13 protein-coding genes are annotated in these 18265 nt (G+C 71.2%); 8 read left to right on the top strand and 5 right to left on the bottom strand.

The window, feature by feature from the left end:
- Positions 1–5 precede the first annotated feature (5 nt).
- On the top strand, positions 6–848 hold the full coding sequence (locus BLW76_RS30525) for an MHYT domain-containing protein (RefSeq protein ID WP_244170384.1): 843 nt from the start codon (positions 6–8) through the stop codon (positions 846–848).
- Here the strand turns inward: BLW76_RS30525 and BLW76_RS30520 are convergent.
- A complete protein-coding gene (locus BLW76_RS30520) occupies positions 758–3151 on the bottom strand; it encodes a DUF7617 domain-containing protein (RefSeq protein ID WP_091313876.1) in 2394 nt (797 codons plus the stop codon). The genes BLW76_RS30525 and BLW76_RS30520 overlap by 91 nt on opposite strands.
- A gap of 447 nt (positions 3152–3598) precedes the next feature.
- On the opposite strand from BLW76_RS30520, the gene fxsT reads away from it, so the two are divergent.
- Positions 3599–6763 (top strand): FxSxx-COOH system tetratricopeptide repeat protein, encoded by a 3165-nt coding sequence (gene fxsT, locus BLW76_RS30515; RefSeq protein WP_143060708.1) that lies wholly within the window; start codon positions 3599–3601, stop codon positions 6761–6763.
- A gap of 155 nt (positions 6764–6918) precedes the next feature.
- A protein-coding gene (locus tag BLW76_RS30510) for an IS5 family transposase (protein WP_425266054.1) occupies positions 6919–7799 on the top strand; the annotation gives its coding sequence in 2 pieces (ribosomal slippage) (positions 6919–7312 and positions 7312–7799; 882 coding nt in all).
- Between the two features lie 18 nt (positions 7800–7817).
- Here BLW76_RS30510 and BLW76_RS30505 read toward each other — a convergent pair.
- Positions 7818–8192 carry a VOC family protein gene (locus tag BLW76_RS30505; protein ID WP_091313874.1) on the bottom strand — a complete coding sequence of 125 codons (375 nt, stop codon included), beginning with the start codon at positions 8190–8192 and terminating at the stop codon, positions 7818–7820.
- A gap of 76 nt (positions 8193–8268) precedes the next feature.
- Here BLW76_RS30505 and BLW76_RS30500 point away from each other — a divergent pair, with 76 nt between their 5' ends.
- Positions 8269–9414 carry an acyl-CoA dehydrogenase family protein gene (locus BLW76_RS30500; RefSeq protein WP_091313872.1) on the top strand — a complete coding sequence of 382 codons (1146 nt, stop codon included), beginning with the start codon at positions 8269–8271 and terminating at the stop codon, positions 9412–9414.
- A 361-nt stretch (positions 9415–9775) separates the two neighbouring features.
- Here BLW76_RS30500 and BLW76_RS30495 read toward each other — a convergent pair whose 3' ends face one another.
- Positions 9776–12064 carry an ATP-binding protein gene (locus tag BLW76_RS30495; RefSeq protein ID WP_091313870.1) on the bottom strand — a complete coding sequence of 763 codons (2289 nt, stop codon included), beginning with the start codon at positions 12062–12064 and terminating at the stop codon, positions 9776–9778.
- A gap of 130 nt (positions 12065–12194) precedes the next feature.
- Here BLW76_RS30495 and BLW76_RS30490 point away from each other — a divergent pair, with 130 nt between their 5' ends.
- The 3 genes from BLW76_RS30490 to BLW76_RS30480 are packed head-to-tail and all read left to right on the top strand — an operon-like array spanning position 12195 to position 15482.
- Positions 12195–13220, top strand: coding sequence for an amidohydrolase family protein (locus BLW76_RS30490; protein WP_091313867.1), 1026 nt, complete (start codon positions 12195–12197; stop codon positions 13218–13220).
- Entirely contained in the window at positions 13217–14110 is an 894-nt protein-coding gene (locus BLW76_RS30485; protein WP_091313865.1) for an amidohydrolase family protein, read from the top strand. Before BLW76_RS30490 ends, BLW76_RS30485 begins: the two co-directional genes overlap by 4 nt.
- Positions 14111–14129: 19 nt before the next feature.
- Positions 14130–15482 (top strand): MFS transporter, encoded by a 1353-nt coding sequence (locus BLW76_RS30480; RefSeq protein WP_091313863.1) that lies wholly within the window; start codon positions 14130–14132, stop codon positions 15480–15482.
- Here the strand turns inward: BLW76_RS30480 and BLW76_RS30475 are convergent.
- Both BLW76_RS30475 and BLW76_RS30470 read right to left on the bottom strand, forming a co-directional pair.
- Complete coding sequence (locus BLW76_RS30475) at positions 15479–16558, bottom strand: spore photoproduct lyase family protein (protein WP_091313860.1); 1080 nt, start codon at positions 16556–16558, stop codon at positions 15479–15481. The two genes, BLW76_RS30480 and BLW76_RS30475, sit on opposite strands and share 4 nt — an antisense overlap.
- The gene (locus BLW76_RS30470; RefSeq protein WP_091313857.1) at positions 16555–17361 is read right to left on the bottom strand and encodes an NAD(P)-dependent oxidoreductase; all 807 of its coding nucleotides are present in this window, start codon (positions 17359–17361) and stop codon (positions 16555–16557) included. The genes BLW76_RS30475 and BLW76_RS30470 overlap by 4 nt, the downstream gene beginning before the upstream one ends.
- A 76-nt stretch (positions 17362–17437) precedes the next feature.
- Here BLW76_RS30470 and BLW76_RS30465 point away from each other — a divergent pair, with 76 nt between their 5' ends.
- Entirely contained in the window at positions 17438–18112 is a 675-nt protein-coding gene (locus BLW76_RS30465) for a GntR family transcriptional regulator (protein ID WP_091313854.1), read from the top strand.
- Positions 18113–18265: the final 153 nt, after the last annotated feature.

Raw genomic sequence — 18265 nt, 5'->3', positions numbered from 1 at the left:
TCGCCATGGAGCATTTCGCGCTGGGGCACTGGCTGCTCGTGCTCGCGTACCTGACGTCCGTGGTCGGCTGCGCGCTCGGCCTGGCGTGCGCGGTGCAGGCCCGCCACGCCGCCGATCCCCGCCACCGCCTGCGGTGGCTGCTGCTGGCCGCCGTTTCGATCGGCGGGGTCGGCATCTGGCTGATGCACTTCGTGGCGATGCTCGGCTTCAGCACGCCGGGCATGCCGGTCCGCTACGACATCTTCCGCACGGCGCTGTCGGCGGTGCTGTCGGTGTCGGCGGTGTTCGCCGGGCTCGTGGTGGTCGGCGGCCGCGCGAAGTTCGGCTGGTGGCGCCTCGCCCTCGGCGGCGTCATCACCGGCCTGGCGGTGAACGTCATGCACTACACCGGAATGTCGGCGCTGCGCGTGAAGGGCGACTTCGGCTACGACGGCGGCCTGGTGGCGCTGTCGGTGGTGATCGCGGTGGTGGCGGCGACGGCGGCGCTGTGGTTCGCGGTCTTCCTCGACCGCCTCGCGCTGCGGCTGCTGGCGGGCTTCGTGATGGGCGCGGCGGTCACGGGCATGCACTACACGGGCATGGCGGCGGTCCGGATGACCATGGACATGAACGCCCCGGACCCGGCGGGCGCGGAGGTGTTCTCCTTCCTGTTCCCCGTGTTCGTGCTGGCCGCGATCGCGATGGCGGTGCCGCTGTGCGCGGTCCTGCTGGCGCCGGCCCGCGGGGGAGCTTCCCGCGGGCCGGCGATCTCACCTCCTTACAGGACGCACAGCAGCGAACAGGCCTTCGCCGCCGACCAGTCCGTTGTGGACGGAGGCGTGCCCGGCGGGACGTTCACCGGCAGGTAGGTCACCTTCGCCTTGTTGGTGATGGGGAACAGGTTCAGCAGCGCATACGTCGCACAGTGCACCTGCTTCGACTGACCTGCCGCCAGCGTGAACGGACCCGTCTGGCACGACGGCTCGACGCTGTCCACCACCTGCGCGGACGTGATCCCCACCGGACCCTCGTTCGTCACCGTGATCCGCCAGTACGCCGACGCCGCGAGCACGCCGAGCAGACCCACCGGGGCCTGCTTCGCCCACGGTCCGGCGCCGCCCGGGCCGCATTGGGCCGGGTGGACCGCCGTGCAGATCTCCTTCTGCACGGTCACCTTCGGGGTGCACGACGCACCCGGCGAGACCGGCAGCGTCACCGTGTTGGACGTGAACGACCCCGTCGAGTCCGTGCCCGTCGCCGTGTTCGCCACGGACGTCACCAGGCAGTCCGCCGAGATCGTCGTGCGGAAGCACAGCTGGGGCGCGTCGCCCGCGAAGTCGACCACCAGTGACCCGCTGAAGCCTGCCGCGCTGTGCAGCACCAGCGTCGTCGTCACGGTGATCGACGGGTGCCCCGCCACCGAGACGCCGGTCAGGTCGACCGAGCCGTCCGGGGCGAAGCCCGGGGTCGGCACCACCGCGTTGTCCTGGTCGACGACCGTCACCCGCGACGCCGCGAAGTCGACGTTCGCCGGGTCGACACCCGTCAGCCGCGCGGACGTGTAGCCCTGGACGTGACTTCCGCCGTCGCAGTAGAAGTCACCCGGCCGCAGGGTCACCTGCCCGCCGGAGCGGACGCACGGCGAGGCGCCGGTGGCCGGGTCCATCGAGAACAGGATGCCCGCGTCACCCAGGCCGAACAGGCAGCCCGACGGCGGGTCGAACGTGTACCCGTAGTCCCGGGTGACGCCGCCGTTCACCGTCGGGTGGGTGATCCGGGCGGGCAGCCCGGCGCACGCCGCTCCGGTCGTCCAGTCGTGGCACACGGCCGCGCCCGCCTCGCCGCCGTTCCAGATCGCCAGGTAGCTGCGCACGTGGCCGTTCGCATCGGTGACGACTTCCGGGTTGAAGACGTAGATCCCGCCGGTCAGGGCCGCCGCGCCCGGTGGGGCCGGCAGGGTCGAACCGTCCAGCGCGTAGCAGGTCGTGACGTTCGTGCCGCCGGTCGTCGACGAACACGCCCCGACCGGGGCGCCGGCCGCGTTGAACGCCGTGTAGGCGTTGTAGGTGTGGTTGCCCGCCGGTCCCGTGGGCCGCGAGGAAGCCCAGCCGGCGCACGCGGTGGCCGTCGCCGGGTCGAAGCAGCCCAGTTGCGGCTGGAGCGCGGAGCCGGGGTTCGCCGTCGACGCGAACACCTTGCCCGCCACCACGGTCATGCCGCCGTAGACGTAGGCCTGGTTGACCGCCGGCAGGATCGGCGCGTACGGCTGGCCGGCGCACGCGCTCTGCGTGGCGATGGTCCAGCAGGTCACCGCACCGGTGCTGAGCAAGCCGTACAGGTTGCCGCCGCTCTCCACGAGGCCCGCCATGTTGTTCACCGGCGGCGATCCGCCGAGCGTGGCCAGCGGCCAGTACCCGCAGTTGGCGGTGGCGGCCATGTCGAGGCAGCCGACGCCGGCCGAAGTCGCCGTGAGGGCCGGGTAGTAGACCTTCGCCGGCGCGGCGGGGTCGTGCACGTACTGCTCGATGAGGGTGGTGGCGATGTCCCCGGCCCCCAGGGTGCCGAGCGGGCCGGGCGCGGTGTTGAGCACCTTCGGCCACGGGCCGCCCGGGCAGTGCGTGCCGGTGGCGAGTTCGGTGCAGACCACCTTCGGCGCGGTGGCTCCCGCGTGGTGGTAGATGTTCCAGGCCTGCAGCACGCCGCCGGGGGTGCGGTGCAGGATCGGCGTGTAGCCGTCGCCGCCGGTGGGGGTGGTCACCGCCTGCACGGGCGGGGTGAGCGCCCCGGTCAGCTGGGTCGCGTCGGACCCGGCGGCGGGATTCGTCCCGCGGACGGCGGTGACACCGGACGCGGGTTCGGTGCCGCTGAACGTGCTGCCGTCGGTGGACCACTGCGGTGTCCAGCCGGGCGGAACGTGCAGGGAGCCGGACTGGTAGGACTGCCCGGCGCCGACGGCGTCGGTGATGGTGGCGGCGCCGGTCGTGGTCGCGTGGTCTTCGTAGCCGACGACCCAGTTCGCGGTCGCCCCGTGCGCGGCCGGGGAACCGGTGCCCTGCACGGACTTCGTCAGCGCCGACACCGCCGGAGCGGGATCGGCGGCGGCGGACAGGGGGACGGCGGTGGTCGCCGCGAGCACCAGGGGCAGGACCGCCCCCAGCATGCGTCTTCGCATGGTTGGTCCTCGATTCTTGCGGAGATGGGAATACGGCGGGGAAACGTTTTCCGGGCCGAAGGAAAATCCTATGCCGCATCGGTGGCGTGGTTGAAGAAGTCTCACCCGGGCGCCGAAAAGGCGATGCGAACAGCGCAATTAGTCGGCCGTTTGCCGTGGTGTTCAGGTGGCGTGACGAGCGGTTATCGCGGCGCGTGTCACCCGGATGCTGCGTACGTTCACTCGTTCGGGTAACGAGGTCAGGCTAAGAACCCGCGTTTTACGAAAGGGGTGAAGAATTATTCACCGGAAGCCGGTCAGTCGATCCGGTCGCGGTGGGCGGTCGGGTCCATACGTCGCCGCCGACGGTTCGACGACCGGACCTGCCTGCTCCAGCAGTACGCTTTGATGTGAAGTGTTCACCCGTTTGGGTGTCCCGGCTGTGCTGTGGCTAATTGGTGCTACCACATGCGTGGCATCGGAGAGGGCGGGGAAGGCATGGTTGAGGTGTTCTCGGTGGTGATGCCGGAGGCCCCGACCTTGGATGTGGTGTTCCTGCACGGTCTTGGTGGCGATGCGCGCACGACATGGGCGACGGGGGAGGCGTTCTGGCCGGACTGGCTGGGACAAGACGTGCCGGGGGCGGCGGTGTGGCTGGTGGGCTATGCGGCCTCGCCGGTGGGATGGTTCGGGCCGCGGGCGATGCCGCTTCAGGACCGGGCGGGAAATGTGCTGGCAGCGTTGCAGAACGAAGGTGTGGGTGAGCGTCCGCTGGTGCTGGTGGCCCACAGCATGGGCGGGTTGGTGGCCAAGCAGATGCTGCGGTACGCCGATGCCAGTCCGGCCTACGCGTCGTTCGCCGCGGCGGCGCGGGGCGTGGTGTTCTTGGCGACCCCGCACTTCGGTGCCGATATGGCCACCTTCTTGAAGCATTTGAAGCTGGTGCTGCGCACCACCGCGGCGATCGACGACCTTCAGCGCAATGCCGCGCATCTGCGAGACCTCAACTTCTGGTACCGCCACTGGGCACACCGGACCGGTATCCGTAATCTCGTGTTCTTCGAGGCGTATTCGAGGTGGGGTGTCCAGGTGGTGGACGCCGGCTCGGCCGACCCCGGTCTCGCCGGGGTCGATCCGATCGCCGTGGACGCCGATCACCTGACGATCTGCAAACCCGGTCGCCGTTCCGAGCTGGTTTACGGCCAAGTCCGCCGCTTCCTCGCCGCGATCCACGACATCGTCACGGTGACTGGGCCGGCCGCCGGCCAAGTCGCCCGAGAGACCCGAACACGGATTCCTGGCTACTCCGACGAGGTGCCCGCGCGGACGGCGGACGAGGTCGCCACCCGAGGGCTGCCGTCCACCGGCTGCGAGCCCGCCTGGCCGGTCAATGTCGGAGTGGTTCCGCAGTTGGCGGACCGTTACCAGGAGCGTGAGGTCTCGCCGCTTCTTCAGCGGACGCCGGCCGGATCGCGAACGGTCACCCTGGTGCTGGCCGGCATGGGCGGAGTGGGCAAGACACAGATCGCCGCGCAGTACACCGAGCGGGAAAGGGCACGCAAGGCGCTGGACCTGCTGGTGTGGGCGACAGCAACGGCGCGGTCTGAGGTCGTGACCGGTTACGCCGAGGCGGCTGTCCGTGCCGGCATTCCTGGAGCGGACGAGCGGAATCCCGAAGAAGCCGCGCGGCGGTTTCTGGAGTGGTTGGCGGCTACCGACAGACAGTGGCTCATCGTGCTCGACGACCTGGAAGACCCGGCTTGCATGAGGGGCTTGTGGCCTCCGAACTCGCGCGCCGGACAGGTACTGGTGACCACTCGCCGCCGTGACCCGTCCCTGGTCCGTGAGGATCGGGTCTTGATCGAGGTCGGCGTGTTCACCCCGGGCGACTCCGAGGCGTACGTGAACGCCAAGCTCGTCGGCCGGCAACACCTGGCCGACGGCGCCGCCGGGTTGGCGGCCGACCTGGGCCATCTGCCGCTTGCCTTGGCGCAGGCCGTGGCGTACATGCTCAATCGAGGGTTGACCGCCGAACAGTATCGGCAGCGCCTCGCGGAAAGCCGCAGGGGCCTGCGAGAGGTGCTGCCCGAGCCCGGCGAACTGCCCGACGACCACCAGCGAACGGTGGATGTCACCTGGTCACTGTCGGTGGAGCTGGCGGACACGCTCAACCCGCCGGGAATGGCACGGCCGCTGCTGGAGCTGGCGTCGCTGCTGGATGCGAACGGCGTCCCGGACGCGGTGTTCACCGCTCGGCCCGTGCTCGATCACCTGGCCGCCTCCCTCGGGCGCAGCGTCACACCGGCCGACGTGCGGGACGCGCTGCACGTGCTGCACCGACTGAGCCTGGCCACTGTCGACCTGTCCGGTCCCGACCGGGCGGTGCAGGTGCACGCCCTCGTGCAACGCGCCACTCGAGACACCCTCGCCGACGTGGGGCGCCTCGGCCGGACGGCTGCGGACGCGCTCCTGATCAGCTGGCCCGCCAACCACACGGATGCAAACCTCGCTCAAGCGCTGCGTTCGAACGTCCGAGCGCTGGACCTCAACACGCCCGATTCACTCTGGCTCCCTGGCGCGCATCCCGTACTGGTCCGCCACGGCAGGAGTCTTGCCGAGGCGGGTCTTGCCGTCGACGCCGCGGTCTTCTTCACCAGACTCCGCTTGGCGTGTGCCGACCGTCTCGGCGAGGACCATACGAACTCGTTCGTTCTCCGGCACCACCTCGCGCACTCGCGGGCCGAGATCATGGACTACGCGGGCGCGGCAGCCGAATACGAAAGGGTGCTGGCCGACGAAAGGCGGGTGCTCGGTGACGAGCACCCCTTGACTCTCACCGCGCGATCCTGCCTCGCGCACTGGCGGGGGCAAGACGGGGATTCTGCCGACGTCATCACCGAACTGGAGCAGGTCCTGGCCGACCAGCGACGGGTGCTCGGCGATGACCATCCCGACATTCTCACCACGAGACACAGGCTTGCCTACTGGCGGGGCCGGGCCGGTCACGAAATAGACGCGGTGAAAGAGCTGTACATGGTGCTCGCTGACGAGCGGCGGGTTTTCGGCGACGACCATCCCCAAACCCTTTCCACTCGCCGTGAACTCGCGGACTGGCGAGGCAATGCGGGCGACACCATGGGCGCCGTCTGGGAGCTGATGGTGCTGATCGAAGACCAGCGGCGAGTGCTCGGCGACGATCATCTCGACACACTCTCCACGCGCGGCATGGCCGCGGTCTTGCGGATTGACAGCGGGGACCCCGCGGGCGCGATGATCGAGCTGGAGGCACTGCTCGCTGATCAGCGACGTGTACTCGGTGATGATCACGTGGACACCCTCACCACCCTCGATATCATGATGAATTGTCGAGACGCGGTGTCGGACCCATCAGATGCCGTCGACGAGGTGGCGGAACTCCTCGCCAACCTGCGGTGTGGCCTGGGTGATGATCATCCTGCCACGATGGCGACCCGGTTCAGTCTTGCCAATCATCGAGGAATGGCCGGGGATGTCGCGGGTGCGGTTTCGGTGCTGGAGGAACTGCTTGCCGTTCAGCAGCGCGTTCTGGGTGATGACCACCCCGCAACCCTCGGCACCAGGCACAACCTGGATCACTGGCGGCAGAGAAGCTGACCGTTGCTAGGGCCTGTATCGAAGTTGTCTTCGGCAGGTTGAGCTGGAGTTGACCGTGTTGGGCGTGTCGGCGGCTGAAATGGGTGAGGTCTCCGGTATTTGGTTCGTCGACCAAGAAGAACCTGAACACCGGAGACCTCGTGGACACCCTAGCGGTGGCGGGGCGGTTCGACCTGACCGACGCTCAGTGGGCAGCGCTGGAGCCGTTGCTGCCCGAGCCGAAGCGGCCTGGGCGACCGTCGTTGTGGAGCAGACGGCAGCTGATCGACGGGATCCGGTGGCGGGGACGCACCGGGGCGCCGTGGCGGGACGTGCCTGAGAGATATGGGTCCTGGTCAGCGGCGTATGGGCTGTTCCGGCGGTGGCAGCGGGCTGGTGTCTGGCAGCGGATTCTGACCGCGTTGCAGGCTCTGGCCGAAGCCAAGGGGCGGATCACGTGGGATGTCAGTGTGGATTCCACGATCGCGCGGGCTCATCAGCATGCCGCGGGTGCGCGGAAAAGGGGGATCTGCAGGCCGAGCCGCCGGGCGGGGTCACCGTCGAGCCAGCGGATCACGCGTTGGGGCGGTCCCGGGGTGGGTGGACCACGAAGCTGCATCTGGGCTGTGAGCAGGGGCAGAAGCCGTTGTCGATCGTGCTGACCGCCGGGCAGCGTGGCGATAGCCCGCAGTTCATTCCCGTCTTGGCCGGGATCCGGGTGCCCCGGCTGTCCGGTGGTGGGCGGCCGCGGACGCGTCCGGACCGGGTGCTGGCGGACAAGGCCTACACCTCCAAGGCCAACCGGGCCCACCTGCGCAAACGTGGGATCAAAGCGACGATCCCGAGCAAGGCCGACCAGGATGCGCATCGCAAGGCCAAGGGGTCCAAGGGCGGCCGGCCACCGTCCTTCGACCCCGAAACCTACAAACAGCGTCACGCTGTGGAGTGCGGCATCAACCGGCTCAAACGCCACCGTGGGGTAGCTACCCGATACGACAAGCTCGCTGTCCGCTACGAAGCCACCGTCCACATCGCCGCCATCGACGAATGGCTCTGACCGACTTCGATACAGGCCCTAGCGTGCGGGCTGGAACAGCTCCACGAGGTTGCCCGCCGGATCGGCGAGGAGGATCTGCCGTCCACCCGGACCGGACACCACCTCGGTACGGAAGGCCACTCCGGCGTCCGTCAGCCGCGCGATCTCGGCGTCAAGATCGGCCACCACGAGGTGGATGCGGTTGCGCCCGGCAGCAGTGGACTCCGCCGGGGTGGCGCGGGCGCCCGAACTCGCGGGCCCGGACAGCAGCAGCCGCAGCGGGCCGCGGACGACGTCGGCGAACGCGGCGCCGGCGCTCATGCGCACCGTGAACCCCAGGTGGGTCGTGTAGAAGTCGGTGGCCGCCGGGACGTCGTCGACGATGTACCGGACGCTGGCGTGCTCTTCGCTCACCTCGCGAGGATACATCAACCTGGGTTGATGGAAAAGGGCGTCATGATGGGGCGGGAGCCGAGCGAAAGGACTGCGGATGACCGAGGAGGAGACGGCGATCGTCGCGGTGGTGCGGGACTTCGTGGACCGCGACGTCCGGCCGGTGGCGCGGGAACTCGACCACACCGACACCTACCCCGAAGCACTCGTCGAGCGGATGAAGGAGCTCGGCCTCTTCGGGCTGGCCGTCCCCACGGCCTGGGGCGGGACGCCCGTCTCGGCCCGCTGCTTCGCCGAGGTCACCGAAGAGCTGGCGCGCGGCTGGATGAGCCTCGCCGGCGCGATGGGCGGCCACACCGTCGTCGCCACGCTCGTCGCCGCCCACGGGACGCCCGGGCAGCAGGCCCGCTACCTGCCGCGGATGGCCACCGGCGAGGTCCGCGCCGCGATGGCGCTGACCGAACCCGGCGGCGGCTCCGACCTGCAGGCCCTGCGCACCACCGCCCGCCGCGCCGGGGAGTCCTATGTGGTCGACGGCGCGAAGACGTGGATCACCAACGCCCGCCGGGCGCAGCTGGTCGCCGTGCTGTGCAAGACCGACCCGCACGCCGAGCCCGCGCACGCCGGCATCAGCATCCTGCTGGCCGAGAAGGGCCCCGGCTTCCACGTCTCGCGCGATCTGCCGAAGCTGGGCTACAAGGGCGTCGAAAGCTGCGAATTGTCCTTTTCGGACTTCCATGTCCCGGTCACCGGGCTCCTGGGCGGCGAAGAAGGCCGGGGGTTCGCGCAGATGATGCGCGGGCTGGAGATCGGCCGGATCCAGGTCGCCGCCCGCGCGCTCGGGGTGGGCCGGGCCGCGCTCGAAGACTCCCTGCGCCACGCCCAGGAACGCGAGACGTTCGGCAAGCCGATCTGGCAGCACCAGTCCGTCGGCAACCTGCTCGCCGACATGGCCACCAAGCTGGAGGCGGCCCGCCGGCTCGTCCACCACGCCGCCCGCTGCCACGACTCCGGCGAGCGCGCCGACCTCGAGGCCGGGATGGCGAAGCTGTTCGCCTCCGAGACGGCGATGGAGATCGCCCTGAACGCGGTCCGCATCCACGGCGGTTACGGCTATTCCACGGAATTCGACGTCGAACGGTACTTCCGGGACGCGCCGCTGATGATCGTCGGCGAAGGCACCAACGAGATCCAGCGCACGGTGATCACCCGGCAGCTGATCCGGCGCCACCGGCTCCGCTGAGCACCGGGGCGAGCGTGGTGGGACCAGGCGGTCTTGGGGGGAGGGTACCGCCCGGTCCCACCACGTCTACCGGGCCACGCGAGGTGGCGGCCGCCGGCCCGGCTGTTGGACCGGCCCCACCGGAACGGGCGTGGCCCGGTCTTCCCCCGGGCGGAGCGCCCAGGACGGAGCGCCGCACTGCGGACGCCAGGTGCCGACGTGCACCCACTGGCGTCCCCAGGCGTGGGACGCGAGGACGGTCGGCCGCCGGCACCGGGGGCAGGTCTGCGGCGCCGAGTCGATGGACACTCGTCCTCCTCCCACACGTGAGCGGTCGCGGGGAAGAGGATCGTCCGAACCGGACCGGAGGGCACCGGGGAAACTACCCGGATCGCCACCCGGGTTGCCCGGCCAGCCACGACGCCACCTGCGTGCGGGAGGTGAGGCCGAGCTTGACCAGGATGTTCTCGACGTGCCCCTCGACGGTCCGTCCGCTGAGGACCAGCGCCGCCGCGATCTCCTTGTTCGTCATCCCGCGCGCCACCAGCTCGGCGATCTCCCGCTGCCGCCGGGTGAGCCCGCCGGGCTCGGCCGCCTTGCTCGCAGTCCCCGGGGCGGGCCGCTCGCCCAGCGCGCCGCGGATGACGTCGTCGAGGCCGGAACCGGCCGCCTCGGCGAAGGCCGCGTCGAACGCCTCGTCGCCGAGCGCCTTGCGGGCCAGTGCCGCGCACTGCTCGTCGACGCCCTGGTAGGGGCTCATTTCGCCGACGCGGGCGCCGCTGAGCCGCCAGACCGCGGCGGCGCCCCCGAGCAGCCGGGCCACGCGTTCGTGCGCGCCTTCGGCGGACTGGCACCAGGCGAGCGCCTCGACGAGGAACGCGAGCAGCGTGCGGTCGGTCAGCCGCAGCGCGATGGCCTCGCGCAGCAGGTCCGCGGCCTCCCCGGGTTCGGCCGCCCGCCAGCGGTGGACCGCGACCGCCCACAACGCGTAGCCGCGGGACCAGCGCGCCTGGTGCCGCTCGGTCAGGGCCAGCGCCTCCTCCGCGGCGGCCGCGCCCCGCGGATCGCCGAGGAAGAACCGCACCGCGGCGAGCAGGATCAGCGTGTCGAACACCAGCAGCGCGTCCCCGGCCGTGCGGTACCCGGCCAGCGCCCGCTCCAGCAGGACGGCCCCGCCCGCCAGGTCGCCGCCGAAGAACGTCGCCATGCCGGCGCACTCCGCGTGGCCGGCCCGCAGCCGTTCGTCGTCGAGCTCTTCGGCGAGCTCGGCCAGTTCCGCCAGCAGGTCGGCGTGCGGCGCGCCGGTCTGGATCGCGAGGAACGCCATCGCGTACAGCCCCCGGGCCCGGACCACCGTGCGCTCGCGGCACAGCTCGAGGCCGCGCCGCAGGTAGCTGCAGCCCTCCGGCACGAGGCCGCCGCCGTACCAGAAGTTCCACAGCGAGGCCGCGATGTCGAGCGCGTGGCCCGCCTGCCCGGGAGCGGACAGGCAGTGCTCCAGCACGGTGCGGAGGTTGGCGTGCTCGCGCCGGAGCCTGGCGAGCCACTCCGACTGCCGCGGGCCGAACCCCTCGGCCCGGTAGCGCCGCGCGAGCTCCGCGTAGTAGCCGGTCTGCCGGGCCCGCACGCCGGCCTCTTCGCCGGCGAGCTTGCCGCCGCCGTACTCGCGGACGGTCTCCAGCATGCGGTACCAGGCGTGCCGCCCGAAGGTGCCGTTCTGGCGGGTCAGGACGGACTTGTCGACCAGGCCCGTGACGACGTCCAGCGTGCTGCCGGCGTCCCCGGGCGCGCAGACGTGCTCGGCGGCGTCGAGGTCGAACCCGCCGGGGAAAACCGACGCCTGCGCCCACAGCCGCTGTTCCGCGGGGGTGCACAGCTCGAAGCTCCAGCCGACCGCCGCTTCGAGGGTCCGGCGGCGGGGCTGCGCGGCGAGCGGCCGGTCGGTGAGCAGGCCGAGCCGGTCGTCGAGCCGGTCGAGGATCTGATCGGCCGACAGCACCCGGACGCGGACCGCGGCGAGTTCGATGGCCAGCGGGATGCCCTCCAGCCGTCGGCAGATCCGGTGCACCGCCGCCCGGTTGCCGGGGGTGAGCTCGAAGCCGGGGGCGACGGCGGCCGCGCGCTCGGTGAACAGCGTCACCGCCTCGGCCGGGCCGGCGCCGGTGTCGTCCGCCGGCGGGACGGGCAGCGGCGGGACGGGCAGGATGTGCTCGCCCTCGACGTGCAGCGTGTGCCGGCTGGTGGCCAGCACCCGCAGCCCGCCGGAGGCCGCGAGCAGCTTCGCGGCCAGCATCGCGCACTCGTCCCCGACGTGCTCGCAGTTGTCGAGCACCAGCAGCAGCTGCTTGTCTTCGAGGTACTCGGCGAGCCCGGCCGCCTGGTCGCTGGTGCCGCGCAGGCCGAACGCCGTCGCCACGGTGTTCGGCACCAGGTGCGGGTCACCGAGGTCGGCGAGCTCGACGAGCCACACGCCGTCCGGGAAGGCCCGGCGCACGTCGGCGGCGACCCGCAGCGCCAGCCGCGTCTTGCCCACCCCGGCGGCGCCGGTCAGTGTGACCAGCCGGGCCGCCGCCAGCAGCCGTTTCGCTTCCGCCGTCTCCTGCCGCCTGCCGACGAAGCTGGTCAGCTCGGCGGGCAGGTTGCCGGCGCTTCGTCGGGAACGGGCACCCATGCGCAGAGTCTAGGTCCGGGTGGTCCCGCCGACCGTGGAGCACGTCCGGGAGAAACTTCGTCGTAGATATTGTTAACAATGTCATCGACGATTACTGTGCGACCATCGGAACCCGAAGCGAGGAAGCACCTTGATCATCGACTGCCACGGCCACTACACCACCGCGCCGCCGGCCCTCGCGGCGTGGCGCGACCGGCAGGTCGCCGCCCTGACCGGCTCCGGTGCCGCGCCCGCCCGCGCCGACCTGCGGATCAGCGACGACGAGATCCGCGAGAGCATCGAAGGCAACCAGCTGCGGCTGATGGACGACCGCGGCATCGACCTGACGATCTTCTCGCCGCGGGCCTCTTTCATGGCCCACCACGTCGGCGGCTTCGAGACGTCGGCGGCGTGGGCGGCGATCTGCAACGAGCTCTGCCACCGCGTCGCCACGCTCTACCCCGAGCGGTTCGCGCCCGCCGCGATGCTCCCGCAGTCCCCGGGCACCGACCCGGCCACCTGCCTCCCGGAGCTGGCGCGCTGCGTCGAGGAGTACGGCGCCGTCGCGCTCAACCTCAACCCCGACCCCAGCGGCGGCCACTGGACGGCCCCGCCGCTCACCGACCGGTCCTGGTACCCGATCTACGAGAAGATGGTGGAGTACGACGTCCCGGCGATGGTGCACGTCAGCACCAGCGTCAACCCCGCCTTCCACACCACCGGCGCGCACTACCTCAACGCCGACACGACCGCCTTCATGCAGCTCGTGCAGGGCGACCTCTTCGCCGACTTCCCGACGCTGCGGCTGATCATCCCGCACGGCGGCGGCGCGGTGCCCTACCACTGGGGCCGGTTCCGCGGGCTGGCGATGGCGCTGGGCAAGCCCGAGCTGGAGGAGCACGTGCTGAACAACGTCTTCTTCGACACCTGCGTCTACCACCAGCCGGGTTCGGACCTGCTCTTCGACGTCGTCCCGGCGCGCAACATCCTGTTCGCCTCGGAGATGATCGGGGCCGTCCGCAGCGTCGACCCGCGGACCGGCCACCACTTCGACGACACCCGCCGCTACGCCGAGGCCGCGAACCTGTCCGAAGCGGACTGGGCGGCGATCCGGGAGCACAACGCGCGCGCCGTCTACCCGCGCCTGGACGCGCTGCTGACGGGCCAGGGCCGGTGACCGCGCCGAAGACGCCCGGCTGGCTGGACTGGTGCGCGACACCGTCCACACCGGACTTCCGGCTGCCGCCCGGCGCGGTCGACGCCCACTGCCACGTGTTCGGCCCGCAGGGGGAGTTCCCGTTCGCGCCCGAGCGCAAGTACACCCCCTGTGACGCGAGCAAGGACCAGCTCTTCGCCCTGCGCGACCACCTCGGCGTCACCCGGAACGTGATCGTGCAGGCCACCTGCCACGGCGCGGACAACTCCGCGATGGTCGACGCCGTCCGCGCGGCCGGCGGCCGGGCGCGCGGGGTCGCCACGGTCCGGTCCGGCATCGGGGACGCCGAGCTGCGCGAGCTGGACGCGGCCGGCGTCCGGGGTGTGCGGTTCAACTTCGTCAAGCGGCTGGTCGACGCGTCGCCCCGGGAGGAGCTGGCGGCGATCGCGCGGCGGATCGCCCCGCTCGGCTGGCACGTCGTCCTCTACTTCGAGGCCGCCGACCTGCCCGAGCTGGAAGGCTTCTTCGGCACGCTGCCCGTGCCGCTGGTGATCGACCACATGGGACGGCCGGACGTCACGAAACCGGTGCACGGCGCGGAGTTCGACCGGTTCCTGCGCTTCGCCGGCCGCCACGACGTCTGGGTCAAGGTGAGCTGCCCCGAGCGGCTGACCGTCACCGGGCCCCCGGCCTACGCCGACGTCGTGCCGTTCGCCCGCCGCGTCGTCGCCGAGTTCGGAGACCGGGTGCTGTGGGGGACCGACTGGCCGCACCCGAACCTGAAGCACCACATGCCCGACGACGGCCTGCTCGTCGACCACGTCCCGCGGATCGCGGACACCCCCGAAGCGCAGCGGAAGCTGCTCGTCGACAACCCGATGCGCCTCTACTGGCCCGGCGAAACCGCCTGAACCCCCTGAAGGGCATGCAATGCAGCACGCCAACGCGCTCAACCGGCTGAACCGCCTGCCGATCGCGCGGTTCCACAAGTTCACCCTGTTCGCCGTCTCGTTCGCCTACTTCTTCGAATTCGCCGACATCAACAGCTTCGCCACCACCGCGCCCAAGCTGATCAAGCTCTGGGGCGTCACGGTCGACCAGGTCGCGTACGTGACGTCGCTGTCGTTCGTCGGCATGTTCTTCGGGTCGGTCATCGCGAGCACGATCGCCGACCGCTGGGGCCGCAAGAACGCGCTCGTGCTGACGACCGTGTGGTTCGGCGTCTTCTCGTTCGCGGCGGTGTTCTCCTGGGACATCGTGTCCCTCGGCGTGTTCCGCGTGCTGACCTCGGCGGGCCTGTCGGCGATGACGGTCGTCGCGGTCATCTACGTCAACGAGCTGTACCCGGCGGCCAACCGCGGCAAGTACCAGGCGTACGCGATCGTGATCGGCATCTGCGGCACGCCGGTGACGAACCTGATCGCCAGCGTCGTCGTCCCGCTCGGCGACTGGGCGTGGCGGCTGGTCTACCTGTGGGGCGCGCTCGGCGTCCTGCTGGTGCTGTTCACCCGGCGCCTGCAGGAGTCGCCCCGCTGGTACGAAAGCCGCGGCGAGCACGCGAAGGCCGACGCGGTGCTGCGGGAGATCGAGGCCCAGGTCGCGGCGGAGAAGGGCCCGCTGCCGGAGCCGGCGCCGCCGATCGAGGAGGCCCCGGTGGCCAGGGCCCCGCTGCGGCTGCTGCTGAAGAAGAAGTACCTGCTGCCGACGCTGCTGCTCACGGTCCTGTGGGTGACGCAGACGATCGGGTTCTTCGGCTATTCCAGCTGGGCGCCGACGCTGCTGGCGAAGGAAGGCTTCAGCGTCGAGAAATCGGTGTTCTACGTGGCGCTCACGACGGTCGGCGCGCCGCTGGGTTCCTACCTGGCCGCCCTGGTCACCGACCGCTTCGAGCGCAAGTGGTGCCTGGTCGCGTTCGGCACGGTGATCGCGCTGTGCGGGCTGTTCTACGGGCTGACGTTCGACCCGGTCCTGATCGTGGTGTTCGGCTTCCTGGTCAACATGTTCGAGCGAGGCTACACGGCGTTGGGGTATGCGTATTCCCCGGAGCTGTTCGACACCCGGGGCCGGTCACTGGGCACCGGCGTGTCGTACGGCCTGGGCCGGCTGTCGAACGCGGCGGGCCCTCTGATCGTGGCCGCGCTGTACAACGGCAGCGGGTACCGGAGCGTGTTCTTCTTCATCGCGGGCACGTGGCTGGTGGGCGCGGTGGTGCTGGCGGTGTTCGGGCCGCGGACCCGGCAGGCGCGGCTGGGGCGGGCGGCCGTGGCGCGGGCCGGGGTCTAGAACGCGTACCGGACGCGCAGGTAGGGGGCGTGGCGGGCGATCAGCTCCAGCAGCTCGTCGAGCCGGGCCCGCTTGTACCCGGCGCGGTAGCGGATGTTCACGCCGCCGCTCTCGCTGCGCTTGGTCTCCTGCAGGTCCGGCCGCCACAGGACCTGCTCCGCCTTCGGGTGCCAGCCGAGGTTGACCTCGTGCAGGCCGCGGTGGTGCGTCAGCATGATCACCTCCGCGGCCAGCTGGGCCTTGGTGACGTCGTTCGTGGCGTCGCCGAGGTCCTGCAGCAGCCGGGTCCAGTCGGCCTGCCACCCGTCGTGGACGACGACGGGGCTGAAGTTGACGTGCACCTCGTACCCGGCGGCGACGAAGTCGTCGAGCGCGCGCAGCCGGTCGGGGATCGGGCTGGTCCGCAGGTCCAGCAGCTTGGCGGGGCGTTCGGGCATCAGCGAGAAGCGGACGCGCGCGCGTCCTCGCGGGGCGAGGTCCAGCAACCCGCGGTTGACGTACTTCGTGGCGAAGGACGCCTTCGCCGTCGGCTGCCCGGCGAACAGGCCGATCAGGTCCGCGACGTTGTCGCTGACGAGGGCGTCGACCGAGCAGTCGGAGTTTTCGCCGAGGTCGTAGACCCACGCGGCCGGGTCGCACTGGTTCGGCTCGGTCTTGGGACCCCGCCGGGCGATGTGGCGGGTCAGGTATCCGGTGATCTGCTCGATGTTGGCGAAGACGGTGATCGGGTTGGAGTAGCCCTTGCGGCGGGGCACGTAGCAGTAGGCGCACGCCATCGCGCAGCCGTTGGCCGTCGACGGGGCGATGAAGTCGGCGGAGCGGCCGTTGGGCCGGGCCGTCAGCGACTTCTTGACGCCCAGGACGAGGGCTTCGCGCTTGATGCGCACCCAGCGGCGGACGTTCGTCTCGTCGCCGTGGAGTTCGGGGATGCGCCAGTGGCTGTCGACTTCGACGACGGTGGCGCCGGGGAAGCGGTCGAGCACCTGGCGCCCGCGGGGGAGCTCGGCGGCGGCGGGCTCGACGTAGATGCGTGACGGCGCCAGCAGCTTCTCCCGCTCGAGGGCGGCGTCTGTCACGGAAGGTTCACCTGCGCGGTCTCGGGGCTTCCGAGTGTACCGGCGGCGAGCTGCCCGAGCTGGTCGCGGGCCGCGGCGGCGACGTCGGCCCGCACGCCGAGCTCGCCCAGCATCCGCGCGGCGGCCGCCATCTCGGCGGTGCGGCGGACGGCGTGCCGGTACGAGCCGCCGACCAGCCGGTCCACAGTGGACGCGTCCGCGGCGGTGAGCTCGGCGACGACCACCTCGCGCAGCCAGTCCTCGCAGCCCGCGGCCCGGGCAGCCTGCAGGGCCTCGACCACGGCGGCGGACATCCCCTTGAAGAAGACGCTGCGCAGCAGCTTGCGTTCGGCGGCGAGCCCGGCCGCGCCGGGCAGCGTGGCGACGTCCGCGCCGAGCGGGTTCAGCAGGGCGGCGACGGCGTCGGCGGCCGGCCCGCTGGCGAGCATCGGCACCCGCAGTCCCCGGCCGGGGACGGGCGCCATGATCGCCACGTCGGCGAAGGGAACGCCGCGCCCGGCGGCGAGGGCGGCGAGCTGTCGCTTGGTGCCGGGGGAGGCGGTGTTCAGGTCGGCCCAGACGGCGCCGTCACGCAGCCCGGCCAACCCGGCTTCGAGCGCGTCCAGGGCGGCCGACGCGCTGTTGACGCTGAGGACGAGATCGGCCCCCTGGGTGGCTTCGGCTTCGGAACCGGTGCTGACGATTCCTTCCGCGGTGGGGACGGCCGGGTCGTAGCCGCGCACGACGGCACCGGCCGTCACCAGGGCGCGGGCCAGTGCACCGCCTGCTTCGCCCAGTCCGAGTACCGCGATGGTTCCGGTCATAGCAGAATCCTCCTCGCCAGCTACGATCGAGTACACGATGTGCTCGACAAAATTGTCAACAAACGGAGCCGAGCGTATGACGGAGAGTGCTGCGGACCGGCAGCCGGGGGAGCGTTCCGTGGTGGCGGCCATCCGCGACGCGATCGTCCGCGGCGAGTTCGTGCCCAACCAGCGGCTGGTCGAGGCGGACCTGTCCGACCAGTTCGCGGCGAGCCGCGCCACCGTGCGGGCGGCGCTGATCGAGCTGACCAACGAGGGGCTCGTCGAGCGGGTGCAGAACCGCGGCGCCCGGGTGCGCGCGGTGTCGCTGGAGGAGGCCGTCGAGATCTCCGAGGTGCGCATGATGCTGGAGTCGCTGTGCGCGGCGAAGGCAGCGGAGCGGATCTCGGACGCCGAAGTGGACGAGCTGCGCGAGCTGGGGGACCGGATGCGAGCGGCCGTGGCGGGCGGCGACGTGGTCGGGTATTCGGGCCTCAACCAGCAGTTGCACCGCCGGATCCGCGAGATCGGCGGCCAGCGGACGGCGGCCCAGGTGCTGGAGCGGCTGCGCGGCCAGAGTGTCCGCCACCAGTTCCGCCTGGCGATGCGCCCGGGCCGCCCGCAGGTGTCGCTTCCCGAGCACCTGGCGATCATCGACGCGATCTGCGCCCACCACCCGGCCGAGGCGGCCGAGGCCGCGCGCGTCCACCTGACGAGCGTGATCGAGGCACTGAAGTCGGCCGAGGCGGAGGTCTCACCGCTGCACGCCTAGCCGGCCCGCCGGGCACGCGGGCCGGCTCTCCGGGCGCGCGGGCCGACCTTCCCGGCACGCAAGCCTCCCGGCACGCAAGCCTCCCTGCGCGCGAGCCGCCCACTCCGCTTGCCCGCCAAAATTGTTGACAATTTCGTCGCCCGGATCGTACGG

Source organism: Amycolatopsis tolypomycina (assembly GCF_900105945.1).
Lineage (GTDB): Bacteria > Actinomycetota > Actinomycetes > Mycobacteriales > Pseudonocardiaceae > Amycolatopsis > Amycolatopsis tolypomycina.
The sequence above is the reverse complement of the archived record's forward strand: the minus strand, read 5'-3'. Positions and strand labels throughout refer to the sequence as shown.